This window comes from Paraburkholderia mimosarum LMG 23256 = NBRC 106338, from assembly GCF_000739815.1.
Lineage (GTDB): Bacteria > Pseudomonadota > Gammaproteobacteria > Burkholderiales > Burkholderiaceae > Paraburkholderia > Paraburkholderia mimosarum.
Window position 1 is genome coordinate 56,904 of record NZ_BBJJ01000029.1, and the last position, 18,351, is coordinate 75,254.

An 18,351-nucleotide genomic window follows, 5' to 3' on the forward strand; every position below is an offset into this window, starting at 1 on the left:
GCCGCCCGACACATCGTCGCCCATCGAACTACGGGGATCAATACGGTTGTCGCTGCGGGTATCGCTCACCGTTCCTCCGCGAGGGTTATCGTCGGCGGGGCGTCAGTTCTGCGTCGCCGCGGCGAGCGTGGCCTGCACGGCTTCGTCGGGCGCGCGGCCGATATGCGTCTCGCCAAAGCGCTTGAGCAGGATGAACTTGATCGCGCCGCCCTCGGCTTTCTTGTCGACCTGCATCAGCTCGATGTACCGGTCCGCGCCGAGTGCCGGTGCGCGTACCGGCAGCTTCGCGGCCTCCACAACACGCACGAGCCGCGTGCGCGAGGCCTCGTCCAGCATGCCCATGCGCACCGAGAGATCCGCCGCCATCACCATGCCGCAGCCCACCGCCTCGCCGTGCAGCCATTCGCCGTAGCCGAGCCCGGCTTCGATCGCATGCCCGAACGTGTGGCCGAAGTTGAGGATGGCGCGCAGGCCGCCTTCGCGCTCGTCGGCAGCCACGACCGATGCCTTGATCTCGCACGAGCGCTTGACTGCATGTGCGAGCGCTTCGGGCTCGCAGCGGTTGAGCGACTCGAGGTTCGCTTCGATCCAGTCAAAGAATTCTGCGTCGGCGATCGCGCCGGTCTTGATGACTTCGGCAATGCCGGCCGCCAGTTCACGCGGCGGCAGCGTGGAGAGCGCGCCGATATCGGCGATCACGGCCTGCGGCTGATAGAACGCGCCGATCATGTTCTTGCCGAGGGGATGATTGATGCCCGTCTTGCCGCCCACCGACGAATCGACCTGCGAGAGCAGCGTGGTCGGCACCTGGATGAACGGCACGCCGCGCATGTAACAGGCGGCCGCGAAGCCCGTCATGTCGCCCGTCACGCCGCCGCCCAGCGCAATGAGCGTGGTCTTGCGGTCGGCGCGCGCGGTGAGGAGCGCGCCGAAGATCTGGTTGAGCGTTTCCCAGTTCTTGTGCGCCTCGCCGTCCGGCAGCACGACGGTGCTGACGTCCTTGCCGAGCGGTGCCAGCGCAGCGCGCAGCGTATCGCCGTAGAGCGGGTCGACGACGGTGTTCGTCACGATCGTCACCGACTTGCCGGCGATATGGGGCGCGAAGAGCGCCGTCTGGCCAATGAGGCCGGAGCCGATATGGATGGGATAGGCGCGGTCGCCCAGTTCGACGTTGACGGTAATCATGCTCTGAATCTTGAGAGTTCCTGGTGCACTACCTGACGTTTTGACCCGCGGCTTTGACCGCCGACCTTCATGGGATTTGCGCGCTCCCGCGCCAAGCCTCCCGAACCGTACCTACTCGCGCGCCGTGGCCCGCGCGACGCCGGCCATGTCGAGCTGCATCAGCACCATATTGACGAGTCCGTTGACCGACGGCCGGCCCGTTTCGATCACGAAGTCGGCGACCTCGCGATAGAGCGGGTCGCGCACTTCGTAGAGCGCTTCGAGCCGCGCCTTGGGGTCTTCGGTCTGCAGGAGCGGACGGTTCTTGTCGCGCCGGGTGCGCAGCCACAGGTCGTGCGGGTGCGCGCGCAGGTATACGACGAAGCCGCGCGCCTTGAGCGCCGCGCGGTTCTCGGGTCGCAGCACGGCGCCGCCGCCGGTCGCGAGAACGATCCCTTCGCGCCCCGTGAGCTCTTCGATCATCTGGGCCTCGCGGTCGCGAAAGCCTGCTTCGCCTTCGAGTTCGAAGATCACGGGGATGCGCGCGCCCGTGCGCGCTTCGATTTCGTGGTCGGAGTCGAAGAACGGACGCTCCAGCCGGCGCGCGACCGCCCGGCCCACGGTCGTCTTGCCGGCGCCCATGAGCCCTACGAAAAATACATTGGCGTTTGCGTCCCGCACTTGCAGCGTTTCCTACTAAAGGTTGGTGCCGCAGCTTACTGGCAAAGCGGCGGCGTTGTCGAGCCTGCGGCTCCCTCGTTCCGGCCCCGCAAAGTCGCGAGTACGCACTCGCGACCTGCTCTCTCGACGAATCAGGTCAATCCGACTCCACGACACGCGGTGTGATGAACACCACCAGCTCGCTGCGCTTATCGCGATGCGCGCGATGCGAAAAAAGCGCGCCCAATACCGGTATTTTGCCCAGGAGTGGCACACGCGTCACATCATCGCGGTCATCACTGGCGTCGATGCCGCCGATCGAGACCGTGCCGCCGTCCTCGATCTCCACGCGGGTCTGGACATGCTTGGTATTGATCGCGGGCCCCGCGGCCGTTTGCTCGCCGACACTGTCCTTGGCGACGTCGAGGTCGAGAATCACGCGGCCATCGGGTGTGATCTGCGGCTCGACTTCGAGTTTCAGACTCGCGCGCCGGAACTGCACGCCCGAAACGCCTTGCCCGACCTTGGCCTGATAAGGCAGTTCCGTGCCCTGCTCGACGACTGCCTTCGTGCGGTCCGCGGTGACGACGCGCGGACTCGATACGACCCGCCCGCGCCCCTCGGCCTCGAGCGCGCTCAACTGGATGTCGAGCAGGCGCGTGGCACGCGCAGCCAGGAGCGTCAGGCCGAGCCCGGCGGCTTCGAAGCCCGCAATCGGCCCCGCCGCCAGGTCATAGACCGTGCCGCCCGCCCCAGTGGTGAGCCCGCGGGCCGGGGCTCCATCCGTGTTCACTGGCGTGACGCCGAGGCGTACGCCCAGCTCGCGCGACAGCCCCTCGTCTCCCTCGACGATTCGCGCCTCGATGAGCACCTGACGCGCCGGCGCGTCGAGCCGCCGCACCAGCTCGCCGATCTGGTCCAGCCGCGCCGGCAGGTCGGTGACGAAGAGGAGGTTCGTGCGCGCGTCCGCCACGGCCGCGCCCCGCCTGGAGAGGGCGCGCTGCGCTCCCGAGCCGGTCAGCAAGCGGCGCAGATCCTCGGCGCGCGCGTAGTGCAGCTCGAACGAGCGGCTTGCGAGCGGCTCCAGCTCCGCAGCCCGCGCATGCGCCTCGAAACGCTGCCGCTCGCGCGCCGCAAGTTCCGCGGCGGGCGCGACCCAGATCACGTCGCCAATGCGCGACATCGCGAGCCCATTGGCCTCCAGCAGCAGGTCGAACGCGGTGCGCCACGGCACGCGATCGAGGCGCAATGTGACCTGCCCGCGAGCACGTTCGCTTGCGACGATATTGAGCTTCGTGAACTGGGCGAACGCATGCAGAACGGCAGTGAGCTCCGCGCGCTGGAAATTGAGGGTGATCGGCCGGTCGGGCGGCAAGCCGTCGTTTGCGGCAGACGGGTCGCCAAGGCGCAGCGGCGCACGCAGGGGGACCGACGGCCCTTCGAGTTGCCCGGCTGCCGATGCTTCGCCGCCGGTTTCCTTCGAGCGCTGAGCGGCAGGCGACGTCGCACCCGCGGCGCGATCCGCGTTTCCTGGCGCCCCCTCTTCAGACGGAGCGGCATCGCTGCCTCCCGTGAAGGGATTATCGATCCATTGGGCCGGGCGGGTCGCCTGCGCCTCTTCGGGCAACGGTGTCGCTTCGTGCTGCGCCACCGCCGCCGAAGCACGCACCCACGCCGGCTGCGGCAACGGCACCATGGCGCATGCTGCAACGCTGAAAAGTGGCGCGCCGAGCAGAGTCGCTCCACACCGGATCGCCTTCATTTCGCCGCCGCCGCCCAGCCGAGCACGTGCGTCGCGCCACCCGCAGAAACGACGACGCGCGCCGGCCCGACTTGCACGACGCGCCCGTCGCCGATCGGCCGCCCCGCTTGCGCGGTCAAGACGCCCTTGGGCGTTTCCACCAGCGCGACGATGTGCTGCCGATCCTGGATGATGCCGGCGAGACGCCACCCATCTTTCCCGGCGCCATCCGCGGCGGCAGCGGCGAACGGATCGAGAGACGCAACTTCCGGCACCTTCTCGTCAGCGGATGCCAGAGCAAGCGGCACAGCGGGAAGCGCATCGTAGACGTGCAAAATGGCAGAGATCGACAGTCCAGCTCCAGAGCGCCGGATCGCCAGCTCGGTTGGCACCGTGAGCACGGGCTCGCGCACCACTGCGCGAAGCTGCCCTGGGCGACCAGTTTGATCGAACGGAAGGCCTCGGCTCGCGCGCCGCCGCCCGCACCCGGCTCGAGCGCATGCAACACGAGGGCCGCTTGCGCGGCAAGTTGAGAGACGCGGCGAATGTCGTCGGCGGAGTTGCCCTTATACGGCGCACGTGGCGCTGTTCGAGCTGCTGCCCCCCGCAGCGCGGGCAGACGCGCCACCGCTAGCCGGGCGTCGTCAAGACGCTTCTGCGCGTCGGCCAGCGCGGCGCGGGCTCCATGCACGCCAAGCGGATCCCAAACGATGCAGGCGCCGCTCATCGATGCACCCGCGAGCACGGCGATCACCAGCGCGGCTACGAGACGGAGGCGCGGGCTCCAGGCATAAAGCATTGACCACACGCGCAACGCGCCCCCTGGGCGGCCCCGAGCCGATCCAGGTTCCCGCTGCTCTCCGGCCGCCGCGGCCATCCTGCTCATTCCGCCTCCTTCACGGCAGATCCCCGCGCAAAGTCGGGCGCCGGTGGTGCGCCCGACTTTGCCACCACGCTCGCGCCCCGCCAGACCAGATGCGCGGCGATGCGAATGGGCCCGCCGTCGTGCGCACTTTCACGTGACGTACCACCGGGAGTCGCGCGCTTGAGTTCGCGCACGCTCACAGCCTTTACATCGGGAAGCGTTCGCAGCCGGCCAAGCCAGGCCGCAGCCGCCGATTCGTCGGCCGCGCTCGCCTGCAGGTCGGTTTCGTCTGCGAACTGCGAGAGCTGCTGCAGGCTCACGCCGGGCGGCACATTGCTCGCCAGTGCATCGGCGAGTGCGAAGAAGCGGACCGTCGCCCCCGCGTGCCTTCGTGCCAACTGCCCGGCGGCATGCTGCGCTTCGCTTTCGCGCGTGAGCCGCTGCGCCTCGGCAAGCGGTGCCTGCCAATGCGCGAACGATCGCACGAGTGCCTCGCGGCGCGCCTCGAGCCCGCTGCGTTCAATGTGTTGCCAAAGCAGGAGACCGAGCGCGCATACACACCCGCCGAGCGCCGCAGCGAACCATTCGAGCAGCCGGCGGCAACGGATTCTGCGGATGGCGCGTTGGCGCCAGGGCAGCAAATTGAATCCGCCGATGGCTCGTCGCGGTGTGCCCCGTGTGGCGCGCGCGAGCGTCATTCCCCCACCCCGCGAAGCGCGAGCCCGAACGCCACCGCACACGCCGGGTCATGCAGGAACGTTGAGGGGAGCGGCCAGCCGGTATCGGCAAGCGGCCCGCATTCGAATGGCAGGACCGGTGCACCCAATGTGTCGCCGATGTCGGCCAGCGAGAAGTTCGCGCCGCGCAGCATGGCGAGCTCGCCCGAGACCTGCACGCAGCCGGCCTGCTCGCCGCCGACCAGGTCGCGCAACGCCTCTGCGAAAGAGTCATGTTCGAGCGCGGGAAAGCGCATGTGCCGCATGACGGCATCGTCGAAGAGATACCAGCCATGCACGCCTTCCCGGCCGACCCACAGCGCCACCCAAGGCTCCAGCGGCGGCAGTTCGTATGCCGCCGCGAAGCGCATGGCGCGCAACGCGGCGTGCGCCTCGTCGTCCACGGCGCACAACGTGATGCCCGCCATCGCCGCGCATTCGATGCGCGACTCCACATGCTGCCGCGCCGTCGCCGCGATGCTCACCTGCACCTGCGGGCTGCGTGGCGTTGCCGGCAGCACGTTCCAGTCGACTGCCAGCTCGCCGCGCTCGACGCCCGCCACGCGCTCCGCCTCCGCCAGCACGAAGGGCTCGAGTCCGGCGTGGATGCCGGAGTCGTCGATCGTGGCGGCCGGCGCGAGGCGCGCGAGCGGCATCGTCGCGACCAGCGTCGCGCTCGTGGGGAGCGCCATCGCGCAACGCATCGACGCTGCGGCGCTCGCACGCGGCAACTCGCCGAACACGCTGCGCAACGCTTCGACAACCGCCGCACGATCGATGATCTCTAGACCCGCCATCGCCACGCGCGCGATCGGCGTGCTGGCCAGCCATTCGAGGCGGACCGGCCCCACTCCGACAATGCGCTGGCTCACGACCGCGAGCGAGACGTGACGCGCGCCCAGATCCACGCCGGCCGCATAGCGGCGCGTGCCCAACAACACCGGATTCCCGAACCCCATTGCATTCCTCCCGGACGTCCGCGCGCCGCGAACCGTTCGCAGCGCGTCGATGGGGAAATTGTGCGGACGTGCGCCGCGTGCGAATACTCGGCTTTCCGGCCAACGTTCGGCACGGGCGCTATTCATGTGTGGGGTGCGCGTCTACAGTGACAATATCGACTGATGCCTCGACAACATCGCCGGCAGTAGCGTCGCGTTTGCGCGCTCACACGGAAGCGCCGACGTAAGCATCCCGAAAGCCCGGAAACGGGCGGCGGCTATAATCGCGAGACCGTTTTTCTGGTGTTCGTATGCACGATCAGCTCCCTCCTTCCGTACCGCCTTCCACGCCGCCCGAACCGCCCAGGCGGCGCAAGCGCCCGTGGTGGGCAACGTTGCTGATCGCCTTTTTCGGTCTCATGTTCGCCGGCGTGGTGAGCGTGGCGCTGGTGATCGGCTACGCGCTCGTCGTGGCCACGCCGAACCTGCCGTCGCTCGACGCGCTCACCGACTATCGTCCGAAGGTGCCGCTGCGCATCTATACGCGCGACCACGTGCTGATCGGGGAATTCGGCGAGGAACGGCGCGACGTCGTCCATTTTCGGGACGTGCCCGCCAACCTCAAGAACGCCATCCTCGCCATCGAAGACGCCCGCTTCTACGATCACGGCGGCGTCGACCTCGCCGGCATCGCGCGTGCGGGCATCGTCGCCCTCACCAACGGCCATGCCACCCAGGGCGCCAGCACGATCACCATGCAGGTGGCGCGCAACTTCTTCCTTTCGAGCGAGAAGACCTACACGCGCAAGATTTACGAGATGCTGCTCGCCTACAAGATCGAGTCCCGGCTCTCGAAGGATCAGATTCTCGAGGTGTATATGAATCAGATCTATCTGGGGCAACGTGCGTATGGCTTCGCAAGCGCCGCGCGCGTGTATTTCGGAAAGGATCTGAAAGATCTCACGCTCGCCGAATGCGCGATGCTGGCCGGACTGCCCAAGGCGCCCTCGGCGTACAACCCGGTCGTGAATCCGAAGCGCGCAAAGGTGCGCCAGGAGTACATCCTCGAGCGCATGCTGGAACTGCGCTACATCACGCAGCAGCAGTACGACGAAGCGGCGGCTCAGCCGCTCGTCGTCAAGGGCGCGGGCAAGGAGTTCAGCGTCCACGCCGAGTACGTCGCCGAAATGGTGCGACAGATGATGTACACGCAGTACCGCGAAGAAGCCTATACGCGTGGGCTGAACGTCGTCACGACCATCGACTCGGCCGATCAGGCGCTCGCCTATCACGCGCTGCGCAGGGGACTCATGGACTACGAGCGCCGCCATGGCTATCGCGGCCCGGAGGCGTTCATCGACCTGCCGGCCGACGCTGACGAGCGTGAGCAAGCCATCGACGACGCCCTCGTCGAGCATCCCGACAACGGCGAGCTCGTGGCGGCGGTGGTCACGGCGGCGAACCCGAAGGAAGTGCGGGCGACGTTCATGGACGGCAACACCGCGAGCATCACCGGCGACGGCCTGCGCTTCGCGCAGTTCGCGTTGAGCCCGCGCGCACAGCCTTCGCAGAAGATCCGGCAGGGCGCGATCATTCGCCTGGCGCGCAACAACGCGGGCGAGTGGTCGATCACGCAGTTGCCGCAGATCGAAGGCGCGTTTATCTCGATCGTGCCGCAGGACGGCGCGATCCGCGCGCTCGTGGGCGGCTTCGACTTCAACAAGAACAAGTTCAACCACGTCACCCAGGCGTGGCGCCAGCCCGGTTCGAGCTTCAAGCCGTTCATCTACTCGGCGTCGCTCGACAAGGGGCTCGGGCCGGCCACCGTCATCAACGACGCGCCGCTCTTCTTCAGCGCGGCCGAAACGGGCGGCCAGGCGTGGGAGCCGAAGAACTACGGCGGCGGCTTCGACGGGCCGATGTCGATGCGCACCGCGCTCATGAAGTCGAAGAACCTCGTCTCGATCCGCATCCTCAACCACATCGGCACGAAGTACGCGCAGCAGTACATCACGCACTTCGGCTTCGACGCCGAGCGGCATCCCGCCTACCTGCCGATGGCGCTCGGCGCGGGTCTCGTCACGCCGCTGCAGATGGCCGCCGGCTACTCGGTGTTCGCGAACGGCGGCTATCGCGTGAATCCGTATGTGATTGCCGAAGTCACCGACCAGCGAGGCATGGTGGTCGCGCAGGCGCAGCCGATCGTGGCCGAACAGAACGCGCCGCGCGCCATCGACGCGCGCAACGCGTACATCATGAACAGCCTGTTGCAGAGCGTGGCTCAGCGCGGCACCGGTGCGAAGTCGAACGTCCTCAAGCGCACCGACCTGTCCGGCAAGACCGGCACGACCAACGACTCGCGCGACGCGTGGTTCGCGGGCTACCAGCACACGCTCGCCGCCATCGCGTGGATCGGCTACGACAACCCGCGCAGCCTCGGCGACAAGGAAACGGGCGGCGGTCTCGCGCTTCCCGTCTGGATCGACTACATGCAGAAGGCGCTCAACGGCGTGCCCGAGTACAAGATGGCGATGCCCGACGGCATCGTCACGCTCGGCGACGAGCTCTACTACGCCGATGCGACGCCGGGCCACGGCTTCGTCTCGACCGTGGGCATCAGCCAGGCGGCGCTCGAGGCATCGTCGAGCGGCGCGTCGGGCGAGGCCGGCGCCGATACTGCGGACGCGCCCGCGCCCGAGCACGTGAATGCGAAGGAGAAGGAAGACATCATGAATCTGTTCCGCGGACACTGAAGGGGCCGCCGGAGCCGACACCATGCAAAACGGGCGCCAGCTTTTCAACTGGCGCCCGTTTTTTATGGACTCACGCTTTCGCGTTCAAGGTTCGAACCGCACCGGCTCGCCCGCCTGCTCCGTCGCATAGGCCGTGAGCGCCGAGAAGAACTCGGTGCCCGTGCGCGTGTCGCGCCATTCACCATCGATGAAACGATAGTGGAAACCACCCGCTTTCGCCGCGATCCAGATCTCGCGCATCGGCGGCTGCAGATTCACGATGATCTTCGTGCGATTCTCGAATTCGAGCGTCAGCACATTGCCGCTGCGCTCGAGTTCGATATCGGCGTCGGCCTCGTCCACGGCCCGCTCCACGGCCGCCAGCACGGCCTCCGCGCGGCTCAGGTAGTCACTGTCTGGCATGCTAAACTCCACCGGTTATTCATTCAGGGACAATTATGCGTGTCATTTCACAGATGCGCGCAGCGGCATCCCGCGTTTCGACGCCTCGCGCATGCACGCCCCGCGTAAGGACGCCCCGCGTATCCACGCCCCGCGCGATTCTAGCGGCTTTTGCGATCGGCGCTGTCGCGCTCGCGGGCTGCGGCCAGCGCGGGGCGCTCTACATGCCGAACGTGCCGCCGCTTCCGCCCAAGCCCGATTTCCAAACCACGTCACCGGAAACCGGCGCCGCACCCGCGAGCGTTCCCGACTCTGCATCGGCTCCGGTCGGCACGATTCCGGACACCACGGGCACGCCGCTGTCGTTGTCCCCGGACACGGAACTCAGCACCACGCCAGCGACCACCGGCAGCCAGCAACCGGCTTCCGGGGCCACGCCAACCCAGTAAGATTCCCGCATGACCCAGTCCGCTTTTCACCGTGACAATGGCACGCTCTTCGTAGAAGGCGTATCCGCCGCCGACCTCGCCGCACAGTACGGCACACCGCTCTACGTGTACTCGCGCGCGGCGCTCTCCGCCGCCTGGCACGCCTACGCCGACGCGTGCGCCGGCCGCCGCGCCAAAGTGCACGTCGCGGTCAAGGCGAACAGCAACCTGGCCGTGCTCAACGTGTTCGCGCGCGAAGGCGCGGGCTTCGACATCGTTTCGGCAGGCGAACTGGCGCGCGTGCTCGCGGCAGGCGGTAAAGCGCAGGACGTCGTGTTCTCGGGCGTCGGCAAGACCGCCGCCGAAATGCGCGAAGCGCTCGAAGCGGGCGTGAAGTGCTTCAACGTCGAATCGATTCCCGAACTCGACCGCCTCGACGCCGTGGCCGGCAAGCTCGGCAAGAAGGCGCCCGTTTCGCTGCGCGTGAACCCGGACGTCGATCCGAAAACGCATCCGTACATTTCCACGGGCCTGAAGGCGAACAAGTTCGGCGTGGCGTTCGAGGACGCGCGCGCGACCTATCGCGCCGCCGCTGCCATGGCGCACCTGGAAGTGGTCGGCATCGACTGTCACATCGGCTCGCAGATCACCGAAATCGCGCCGTATCTCGATGCGATCGACAAGCTGCTCGAACTCGTCGACCAGATCGAGGCCGATGGCGTGAGCATCCGCCACATCGACGTGGGCGGCGGCCTCGGCATTCGCTACGACGACGAAACGCCGCCCGACATCGGCGAGTTCGTGCGTACGGTGCTCGACCGCATCGAGGCCTATGGCGCCAAAACGGGCAAGACCCGCGAGGTGTATTTCGAGCCGGGCCGTTCGCTGGTGGGCAACGCGGGCATTCTGCTCACCACGGTCGAGTTCCTGAAGCCGGGCTCGGAAAAGAACTTCGCAATCGTCGACGCCGCGATGAACGACCTCGCCCGCCCCGCCATGTACGACGCCTGGCACGCGATCGAGCCGGTCGTCGTGCGCAATGCGCCGGCGCACACCTACGACGTGGTCGGCCCGGTGTGCGAAAGCGGCGACTGGCTGGGCCGCGCACGCTCGCTCGCGATCGAGCCGGGCGATGTGCTCGCGATCCGCTCGGCGGGCGCCTACGGCTTCGTGATGAGCTCGAACTACAACACGCGTGCGCGTGCGGCCGAGGTCATCGTCGACGGCACGCGCGTCCATCTCGCGCGCGAGCGCGAAAGCGTGGCGCAGTTGTTCGCGGGCGAGCGCGTGCTGCCGGACTGAGTATTTCGTCTGCTTGCATGATAAAAAAGCGACGCCGAGGCGTCGCTTTTTTGTTGCCTGGCTTGCGAGCCGTGCGCCTACGCGGCACCCGCGGCCGCCCGCGAGGCCCGCCACCGCGCGAGGAGCCACACGCCCAAGCGCCAGCCCAGCAGGACGAGCATGATCGCGCCGTACAGCTTCGGCAGCACGAGATCGTGCTTGCCTGCCTTCATCCACCAGAAGTGCAGGATCGCCAGCACGCCGATCACATAGACGAGCCGATGCAACGTCTGCCAGCGGCGGCCGAGCCGGCGCGCCATCGCCCGCGTGGAGGTCACGGCGAGCGGAATGAGCAGCACGAACGCCGCGAAGCCCACCGTGATGAACGGCCGCTTGCCGACGTCCTTGAGCATCGCGGCAACGTCGAACCACTTGTCGAACCAGATGTAAGTCGCGAAGTGCAGCGTCGCGTAGAAGAACGCATAAAGGCCCAGCATGCGCCGGAAGCGGATCAGCGCGTTCCAGCCCGTGAGCCGGCGCAGCGGCGTGACGGCGAGCGTGATGCAGAGGAACACGAGCGTCCAGAGGCCCGTGGAACGCGTGATGAACTCGATCGGATTCGCACCAAGCTGGTCCGTGAAGCCGAACAGCACGATGCGCGCGAGCGGATACCACGCCGCGACGAACACCGCCGCCTTCGCCCATGGCAGCCATCGCGGGCCGGTGGCGCTCGCCGCGCGCGTGCCGGCCTGCGCCGCCCTCGCGCGCGGCATGGCACCAGCCTGTGGTGTCGTCGTGGATTCCATCTCCTGCTCCATTTCTGCGTCGGGCATCAAAAGTTCTTGCGCAAATCCATGCCCCGATACATCGACGCGACAAGATCGCCGTAGCCGTTGTACATGAGCGTCTTGCGCTTGGGTTGAAAGAAGCCGTCCTCCCCGATGCGCCGCTCGGTGGCCTGGCTCCAGCGCGGGTGATCGACGTTCGGATTGACGTTCGAGTAAAAACCGTACTCGTTCGGCGCGTACTTGTTCCAGCTCGTAGGCGGCTGGTTCGCCACGAAGCGGATCTTGACGAGCGACTTCGCGCTCTTGAAGCCGTACTTCCACGGCACGATCACGCGCACGGGTGCGCCGTTCTGGTTGGGCAGCACCTGGCCGTAGAGGCCCACCGTGAGCAGCGTGAGCGGATTCATCGCTTCGTCCATGCGCAGGCCTTCGGAATACGGCCAGTCGAGAATCGGCTCGGCGAGGCCCGGCATCTGCGAGGGGTCCGCCAGCGTGATGAACTGCACGTAGCGCGCGTTGCCCGTCGGCTGCGCCCGGCGGATCAGTTCGGAGAGCGAAATACCGATCCACGGAACGACGATCGACCAACCCTCCACGCAGCGGTGGCGGTATACGCGCTCCTCGAGCGGCGCGAGCTTGAGGATCTCGTCGATGTCATAGACCTTGGGGTTCTTCACCTCGCCTTCCACGCTCAGCTTCCACGGGCGCGGCCGCAGCGTGTGAGCATTCTGGGCCGGGTCGCCCTTGTCGGTGCCGAACTCGTAGAAGTTGTTATAGGTCGTGATGTCCTTGTAAGGCGTGACCTTGTCGAGTGCGACGAACTTCGCGTTGGTTTGCGCGCCGAGCTTCTGCGCCTTCGGGTCGCCGGGCGCGTATTCCGCCAGCGCCTGCGTTGCGCCGAACGGCCCCGCCATACCGCCGAGCGCGAGCGCGCCCGCCGCCTGAAGAATGCGCCGGCGTTGTTCGTACACCTTTTGCGGCGTGATTTCGCTCGCAGGGATGTCGTCGCCATTGAGCAAGATCCTGCTGCTCCGCTTGATCCACATGTCGCTGCTCCTGCTTCTTGCCTGGCGTGCTCGCCAGCACATTTGATCGTATCTCTACCCGTCCCGCCGTGCAGCGCACGAGATGGATGGACTGGATGGCCTCAAGCGGGCAAACGCGCAATTCGCGCAAAGCTTCCCGGCCGACGAAAAAAAACCGTCGGAGCGCGAGGCATCCGACGGTTAGTTCGTCGTGCGGGCTAATCCGGTTACAGCTTGCCGTAGCTGTGCAGCCCCGAAAGGAACATGTTGACGCCAAGGAAAGCGAAGGTCGTGACGAGCAGGCCCGTGAGCGCCCACCAGGCCGCCACGCCGCCGCGCAGGCCCTTCATGAGGCGCATGTGCAGCCAGGCTGCGTAGTTGAGCCAGACGATCAGCGCCCAGGTTTCCTTCGGATCCCAGCTCCAGTAGCCGCCCCATGCCTCTGCGGCCCACAGCGCGCCGAGAATGGTCGCGATGGTGAAGAACGCGAATCCGACGGCGATCGACTTGTACATGACGTCGTCGAGCACCTCGAGCGTGGGCAGCCGGTCCGCCAGCACGCCGCGCTCCTTCATGATGTACGCGACGCCCACCATGGCCGAAAGCGCGAAGCTGCCATAGCCGATGAAGTTCGCCGGCACGTGGATCTTCATCCACCAGCTCTGCAGCGCGGGCACGAGCGGCTGGATCTGCTGCGCGTCGCGCGAAATCGAGTACCACATCAGGAAGCCTACTGCCGCGCTGATGACCAGCAGCACGAATGCGCCGAGCGCGCGCGTGTTGTAGTGCTTTTCGTAATACAGATAGAAGAGCGCCGTGATGAGGCTGAACAGCACGAACACTTCGTAGAGGTTCGAGATCGGAATGTGGCCGATGTCCGCGCCGATCAGGTAGGACTCGTACCAGCGCACCATCATGCCGACGAAGCCCATGAGCACCGCCGCCCACGTGAGCTTCGTGCCGATCGCGCCGCCCGTGGCCGAGCGTGAGACGAGGCCGATCCAGTAGAACAGCGTGGCGAGGACGAAGAGCGCGCTCATCCACAGAATCGCCGACTGGCTCGACAGGAAATACTTGAGGAAGAAGGCCTGATCGGCGCGCGCGAGGTCGCCTTGATAGACCTGCAGCGCAAGAAGCGAGAGCACCGCGATGCCGGCCATGAGCAGCCGCGCCGGCTTCCAGCGCCAGCCCAGCACGACGAGCGCCGGCGTCGTGCCGCACAGCACCAGCTTGTCGTAGTAGTTCATGTGCGCGTGATAGCGCGAGAGCGCGAAGCCCGCGCCCGCCACTAGCGCCAGCGCAAACAGCCAGTCGAACACCGAGAGGCGGCGCAGGAAGGGGCGTTCGTCGAACAGGACGTCCGCGAGCGGGTCGCGGGCACCCGAGGCATCGCGCGACGCAGCGGCGTTGGCCACACGGCGCGCTTTCGCGGAAGGAGAAACCTGAGACAAGTCCATGGGCTCACCGATGTCGATCATGAATGGCTGCCATCACGCGCCTCTATCGAGGCGCATGGATCAACGCGTGCGGTCCGTGCCGCCAGCATCGCTTGTTGGGTCCGTTGCGCCAGTCTGCGGCGCCGCGCCTAGCGCACGGCCGATCGCGTCGCGGGTACGGACGAACTCCTTCTCGAAGTCGAGGGTACGGCGGGCGGTCGACATCGCCATGATGACGTCGACGCCACGGCTCTCGCCATTGGGACCTTTCCGGTCCTTCAACCAGAACCACAGACGCCGCTCACGGACGTAGAACATCGAGAAGATGCCGAGCACGAGGAGCAGGCTGCCAAGATACACGACTTTCTTGCCCGGCGCGCGCGTCAACTGAAATACCGAAGCTTGCACCTGCTTGAATGAATCGAGCTGTAGATAGACGGGAGATCCGTACAGGAAGCTGTCAGATATCGCGTTGATCGAATCCTGCACGAAGCGCGCGGCGTTGGCATCCGGCTTCACGTCCGGCTCGCCGGCCTGCTCGCGCGCGAGTTGCCACAGGTCCCACGTCGCCCCTTCGAGCATGCGTAGCAGGAGGCTTGCTGCCTTTTCCTGCTGGTCCTTCGGCACCGACTTGTCGATGAACGCCGCCACCGCCTCGAAGCCGCCCGATGCACGCCCAGCGCCTGTCTGCGGCGCATTCAGGCCGGCGAAGAGCATCAGCACGCGCCCGGCGCTGTCCTCCAGATGTTGTTCCAGCTCGCGGTTCGAAACGGGGACGGAGCGCGCCGCAAAGCGCTTCGCCGCCTCGGCGCGCAAGGCGGGATCCTCGAAAGCCGCGCGCAGCATCATCCACTCTTTTGGCGTACCCGCGGCATCGGCGGGAATACGCAGATAGCGGAACGGATCGTCGGGTTTCTCGCGCATGCCCGCGAGGAACATGCGGTCGCCGCCGCCCACGTCCACGGGCAGCATGTAGTTGTTGTACTCACGCGCCTGACCATCCTTGTCGCGCACCTTGTACTGGACCGACGGCCCGACGTTATGCAGGTCGAGCGGCCTCGAACTTTTCGCGCCGGAGCCGAGGCGCTCGTCGAAGGCTTCCTTGAGCGACCGGTGAGCCACGCCGCGCGCGTCTGTCGCCCCGCTGCCGGTCGAGATGTTTTCGACGTTGATCGCACGGAAGTCCGCGAACTCGATGGTTTGCCCATCCACGCCCGGCACTGTCTGGCCAGCGGGCACAGCAAGCGGCGCCGAATTGCCGACCGTGCCGCCAAACGGGAAGCTTTTCGCGCTCGCGCCCGACATGGGCCACGCCGTCATCGACATCTGCGAGCCGCCATCCTGGAAGCTCGACTGGTAGATCGACACGCCGTCGTACTCGAACGGTTCGTTCACCTCGATGCGCGCCGGAATGCGCTGGCCCGTCTTGTGGTCGATCACGACGATGTCGCTCGCGAAGAGCTTGGGCATGCCGGTCGAGTAGTAATCGACGATGAACTTGTTGAGCTGGATCGAGAACGGCAGGTCCTGGATCAGCGAACCGTCGGGCTGGTTGAGGATGGCCGTGGAGACATACTGGCCCTCCGGAACCCAGGCGTAGCCGCGAAAAGTCGGGTTCGATACCGAAAGCCGGTGCTCGGGCGGGATGTCGTTGATGACGGTGTTGCTACGGATAGGCGTCTTGTCGAAGAGCCACATCTGGAATTTGATCGGCAGATTGCTGTCGAGCAGGCCGCCGATGCAGATGATCACGATCGCGAGATGCGCGAAGATGTAGCCGATCTTCGTGAGCGCGCCGCGCTTGGCGGCGATGAGGGTGGCGCCTTCCGTTTCCCGCTTAACGAAGCGGTAGCCCATGCGGCTTGCCACTTTGCCGAGTGTGGCCGCCGTTTGCTCGCGCGTGCCGCGTTCCAGCGCGAATTCGCCCTTGTGATGGAACGCGCGCAGGCTGCCTTCGCGGACCTTGTCCTTCCAGCTGCGCATGTCCGCGAGCATCTTCGGCGCGTTGCGGATCACGCACAGCGAGACCGACACGACGAGAAAGCCGAGGATCGTCATGAACCACCACGCGCTATAGACCGTATAGAGGCTCAGCGAGCGGAAGATATCGGCCCAGAAGGGACCGAACTGGTTGACGTAGTTCGGGTAGGGGTCGTCCTGCGTGAGCACCGTGCCGACGATGCTTGCAATGGCGAGAACGACGAGCAGTGAAATCGCGAAGCGCATCGAACTGAGCAGCTCGACGGCGCTCTTCACGGCCTGCTGGCGAACCTTCAACTCCAAACCCTGCGTGGTGACGCTCATTCAATCTCCGCTTTGCTACGCGCGCAATCGGCGCTACAGCAAAAAAGGGTGCAGGCGCGCCGCCAGTGTGACGACGCCCTCACCCTTTTCTTGTTTTTCGGCCGGCTGCACAGTCAAGCACAATCAACCGCGCGGCAAGCTCATTACCTCAATACAGAACTTCAGTGCAGACCAGCAGCGTAGTCGGCGACGGCCTTGATCTCGTCATCCGAGAGCCGGTGCGCGATCGCACGCATCGGATCGTTGTTGTTGCGCGTGCCCTGCTGGAAAGCGTTGAGTTGCGCCACGACATATTCCGACCACTGGCCAGACAGGCGCGGATACTGGATCGGAATACCCTGCCCCGTGGGTCCGTGGCACGCCGCGCAGGCGGGCACACCCTTGTCGGCGATGCCGCCGCGCCAGATCGCCTGGCCGAACGGCACGGTCTTCGCGTCATGCGCGTAGCCGGGCTTGGGTGTCTGGGAAGCGAACCAGGCTGCAACGTTGATCATATCCTGGTCTGACAGCGCAGCCGCGAAGCCGGCCATGATGGGATTCGCGCGCGCGGCCGGCTTGCCGCCGGGCTGGGCCTTGAAGTCCTTGAGTTGCTTGACGAGATACTCGGCGTGCTGGCCGGCAAGCTTGGGGTACGCGCCGCCGGCGCTGTTGCCGTCTGCCGCGTGGCAGGCCGCGCACACCTGCGCGGCGATGGCTTGCCCCCGCGCGATGTCGGGCTTGGCCGGCGTTGCCTGGTCCGCCGCGTTAGCTTGCCCCGCCATGATGAATAGACCTGCTGTAAGACCTGCCGCTATCGCACTCTCGAACACCTTCAAGGACTTGCCCAGTCGATTCATTCGCGCACCTTGTTTCGTCTTGTGGGAATCAGGTTCTGCAATGGACGACAGCGACCGATCTACCTCGAAAGGCCCGCGCTGGCCTCACTGGTATTCAGTAAACCATCGCATTGTACAATAGCGCGCAAGGCGCCACCGCGCCAGTCGGGCCCGCCCCCGATATCCCAGATTCCTCCCGGGCGCTTCCGGGCCCGGCGGGCCGCCCGCCGCGTTGTCTCACATTGTGGTCCTTTTCCGATGGCCTTCCTGCTGCATCAAGCCCGCTTCTTCACGACCGTGAACCACCTGCGCGATCTGCCCGCCACGGCGCGCCCCGAGGTGGCGTTCGCCGGCCGTTCGAATGCCGGCAAATCCACCGCCATCAATCTGATGTGTAACCAGAAGCGGCTCGCCTTCGCCTCGAAAACGCCGGGCCGCACCCAGCACATCAACTACTTCGCGGTGGGCCCCGCCGATGAGCCGGCAGGCTATCTCGTCGATCTCCCCGGCTACGGCTATGCCGAAGTGCCGGCGGCCGCCAAGGCACACTGGGAGCAACTGCTCTCGCTCTATCTGCAAACGCGCGCGCAGCTTTCGGGGCTCGTGCTGATGATGGACGCGCGCCGTCCGCTCACCGAACTCGACCGCCGCATGGTCGAATGGTTTGCGCCGACTGGCAAACCGATCCACGCACTCCTGACGAAGTGCGACAAATTGACGCGTCAGGAAAGCGTGGTCGCGCTGCGCACGACGAACAAGGCGTTCGACGAATACCGCAAGCAAGGCTATGAAGGGAAGCTGAGCGCCCAGCTCTTTTCGGCACTCAAGCGGGTCGGACTGGACGAAGCACACGCGGTAATCGAGAGCTGGATCGTGCCGCAGGCATCGGCCGGCGAGGTTACCCCGGCGGCGGAATAACGCCGCGCGGCGCTGTCGTTTCACCCAGGCCATCGGCGCCGTCTACACGCCTTTCTGCTGGCCTTTTCACTCGCTTTCGTCTGATATTTCGGGACGGCCGCCTGACCTTCGACGCGCAGTGTGTGCCTCTCGCTCAGG

The 18,351-nt window shown here is 66.2% G+C and carries 16 protein-coding genes and 1 pseudogene; 4 read left to right on the forward strand and 13 right to left on the reverse strand.

Annotated elements, in window-relative coordinates; genetic code table 11:
- Positions 1 to 102 precede the first annotated feature (102 nt).
- The 6 genes from aroB to pilM form a co-directional block, all read right to left on the reverse strand.
- On the reverse strand, positions 103 to 1,185 hold the full coding sequence (gene aroB / locus BMI01S_RS43110; protein ID WP_028231689.1) for a 3-dehydroquinate synthase: 1,083 nt from the start codon (positions 1,183 to 1,185) through the stop codon (positions 103 to 105).
- 111 nt (positions 1,186 to 1,296) lie between these two features.
- A complete protein-coding gene (aroK, locus tag BMI01S_RS43115; RefSeq protein WP_028213320.1) occupies positions 1,297 to 1,851 on the reverse strand; it encodes a shikimate kinase AroK in 555 nt (184 codons plus the stop codon).
- A 130-nt stretch (positions 1,852 to 1,981) separates the two neighbouring features.
- Entirely contained in the window at positions 1,982 to 3,520 is a 1,539-nt protein-coding gene (gene pilQ / locus BMI01S_RS21280; protein ID WP_238327968.1) for a type IV pilus secretin PilQ, read from the reverse strand.
- A 62-nt stretch (positions 3,521 to 3,582) separates the two neighbouring features.
- A complete protein-coding gene (locus BMI01S_RS21285; protein ID WP_036045651.1) occupies positions 3,583 to 3,981 on the reverse strand; it encodes a hypothetical protein in 399 nt (132 codons plus the stop codon).
- A gap of 466 nt (positions 3,982 to 4,447) precedes the next feature.
- A complete protein-coding gene (locus BMI01S_RS21290; RefSeq protein WP_161635540.1) occupies positions 4,448 to 5,071 on the reverse strand; it encodes a PilN domain-containing protein in 624 nt (207 codons plus the stop codon).
- Positions 5,072 to 5,124: 53 nt separating this feature from the next.
- Complete coding sequence (gene pilM, locus BMI01S_RS21295) at positions 5,125 to 6,105, reverse strand: type IV pilus biogenesis protein PilM (RefSeq protein ID WP_028231690.1); 981 nt, start codon at positions 6,103 to 6,105, stop codon at positions 5,125 to 5,127.
- Between the two features lie 290 nt (positions 6,106 to 6,395).
- On the opposite strand from pilM, the gene BMI01S_RS21300 reads away from it, so the two are divergent.
- A complete protein-coding gene (locus BMI01S_RS21300; RefSeq protein WP_028231691.1) occupies positions 6,396 to 8,837 on the forward strand; it encodes a penicillin-binding protein 1A in 2,442 nt (813 codons plus the stop codon).
- Positions 8,838 to 8,921: 84 nt separating this feature from the next.
- Here BMI01S_RS21300 and cyaY read toward each other — a convergent pair whose 3' ends face one another.
- On the reverse strand, positions 8,922 to 9,239 hold the full coding sequence (gene cyaY / locus BMI01S_RS21305; RefSeq protein ID WP_028213324.1) for an iron donor protein CyaY: 318 nt from the start codon (positions 9,237 to 9,239) through the stop codon (positions 8,922 to 8,924).
- A 53-nt stretch (positions 9,240 to 9,292) separates the two neighbouring features.
- On the opposite strand from cyaY, the pseudogene BMI01S_RS43850 reads away from it, so the two are divergent.
- Positions 9,293 to 9,418: pseudogene (locus tag BMI01S_RS43850) on the forward strand (hypothetical protein); the annotation flags it as partial.
- Between the two features lie 20 nt (positions 9,419 to 9,438).
- Here BMI01S_RS43850 and BMI01S_RS43855 read toward each other — a convergent pair.
- Entirely contained in the window at positions 9,439 to 9,678 is a 240-nt protein-coding gene (locus tag BMI01S_RS43855) for a hypothetical protein (RefSeq protein WP_028231692.1), read from the reverse strand.
- On the opposite strand from BMI01S_RS43855, the gene lysA reads away from it, so the two are divergent.
- The gene (lysA, locus tag BMI01S_RS21315; protein WP_028231693.1) at positions 9,677 to 10,948 is read left to right on the forward strand and encodes a diaminopimelate decarboxylase; all 1,272 of its coding nucleotides are present in this window, start codon (positions 9,677 to 9,679) and stop codon (positions 10,946 to 10,948) included. The genes BMI01S_RS43855 and lysA overlap by 2 nt on opposite strands.
- Positions 10,949 to 11,025: 77 nt before the next feature.
- Here lysA and msrQ read toward each other — a convergent pair whose 3' ends face one another.
- From msrQ to BMI01S_RS21340, 5 genes are all read right to left on the reverse strand, one after another.
- Positions 11,026 to 11,745 carry a protein-methionine-sulfoxide reductase heme-binding subunit MsrQ gene (gene msrQ / locus BMI01S_RS21320; RefSeq protein ID WP_042290484.1) on the reverse strand — a complete coding sequence of 240 codons (720 nt, stop codon included), beginning with the start codon at positions 11,743 to 11,745 and terminating at the stop codon, positions 11,026 to 11,028.
- A gap of 14 nt (positions 11,746 to 11,759) precedes the next feature.
- A complete protein-coding gene (gene msrP / locus BMI01S_RS21325; RefSeq protein WP_028231695.1) occupies positions 11,760 to 12,761 on the reverse strand; it encodes a protein-methionine-sulfoxide reductase catalytic subunit MsrP in 1,002 nt (333 codons plus the stop codon).
- Between the two features lie 206 nt (positions 12,762 to 12,967).
- Entirely contained in the window at positions 12,968 to 14,197 is a 1,230-nt protein-coding gene (gene ccsB, locus BMI01S_RS21330; RefSeq protein ID WP_028231696.1) for a c-type cytochrome biogenesis protein CcsB, read from the reverse strand.
- Positions 14,198 to 14,257: 60 nt separating this feature from the next.
- Positions 14,258 to 16,480: a cytochrome c biogenesis protein ResB gene (locus BMI01S_RS21335; RefSeq protein WP_028231697.1), complete on the reverse strand. Its 2,223-nt coding sequence runs from the start codon at positions 16,478 to 16,480 to the stop codon at positions 14,258 to 14,260.
- Between the two features lie 161 nt (positions 16,481 to 16,641).
- Positions 16,642 to 17,316, reverse strand: coding sequence for a c-type cytochrome (locus BMI01S_RS21340; RefSeq protein ID WP_028213330.1), 675 nt, complete (start codon positions 17,314 to 17,316; stop codon positions 16,642 to 16,644).
- A 237-nt stretch (positions 17,317 to 17,553) separates the two neighbouring features.
- Here BMI01S_RS21340 and yihA point away from each other — a divergent pair, with 237 nt between their 5' ends.
- A complete protein-coding gene (gene yihA, locus BMI01S_RS21345) occupies positions 17,554 to 18,213 on the forward strand; it encodes a ribosome biogenesis GTP-binding protein YihA/YsxC (protein ID WP_028213331.1) in 660 nt (219 codons plus the stop codon).
- Positions 18,214 to 18,351: the final 138 nt, after the last annotated feature.

What these genes read in the sequence shown, in the direction of transcription:
- aroB (WP_028231689.1), bottom strand. Translation starts at nt 1,185, where the DNA reads ATGATTACCGTCAACGTCGAACTGGGCGACCGCGCCTATCCCATCCAT.
- pilQ (WP_238327968.1), bottom strand. Translation starts at nt 3,520, where the DNA reads ATGGTGCCGTTGCCGCAGCCGGCGTGGGTGCGTGCTTCGGCGGCGGTG.
- pilM (WP_028231690.1), bottom strand. Translation starts at nt 6,105, where the DNA reads ATGGGGTTCGGGAATCCGGTGTTGTTGGGCACGCGCCGCTATGCGGCC.
- BMI01S_RS21300 (WP_028231691.1), top strand. Translation starts at nt 6,396, where the DNA reads ATGCACGATCAGCTCCCTCCTTCCGTACCGCCTTCCACGCCGCCCGAA.
- cyaY (WP_028213324.1), bottom strand. Translation starts at nt 9,239, where the DNA reads ATGCCAGACAGTGACTACCTGAGCCGCGCGGAGGCCGTGCTGGCGGCC.
- lysA (WP_028231693.1), top strand. Translation starts at nt 9,677, where the DNA reads ATGACCCAGTCCGCTTTTCACCGTGACAATGGCACGCTCTTCGTAGAA.
- BMI01S_RS43855 (WP_028231692.1), bottom strand. Translation starts at nt 9,678, where the DNA reads ATGCGGGAATCTTACTGGGTTGGCGTGGCCCCGGAAGCCGGTTGCTGG.
- msrQ (WP_042290484.1), bottom strand. Translation starts at nt 11,745, where the DNA reads ATGGAGCAGGAGATGGAATCCACGACGACACCACAGGCTGGTGCCATG.
- msrP (WP_028231695.1), bottom strand. Translation starts at nt 12,761, where the DNA reads ATGTGGATCAAGCGGAGCAGCAGGATCTTGCTCAATGGCGACGACATC.
- ccsB (WP_028231696.1), bottom strand. Translation starts at nt 14,197, where the DNA reads ATGGACTTGTCTCAGGTTTCTCCTTCCGCGAAAGCGCGCCGTGTGGCC.
- BMI01S_RS21335 (WP_028231697.1), bottom strand. Translation starts at nt 16,480, where the DNA reads ATGAGCGTCACCACGCAGGGTTTGGAGTTGAAGGTTCGCCAGCAGGCC.
- BMI01S_RS21340 (WP_028213330.1), bottom strand. Translation starts at nt 17,316, where the DNA reads ATGAATCGACTGGGCAAGTCCTTGAAGGTGTTCGAGAGTGCGATAGCG.
- yihA (WP_028213331.1), top strand. Translation starts at nt 17,554, where the DNA reads ATGGCCTTCCTGCTGCATCAAGCCCGCTTCTTCACGACCGTGAACCAC.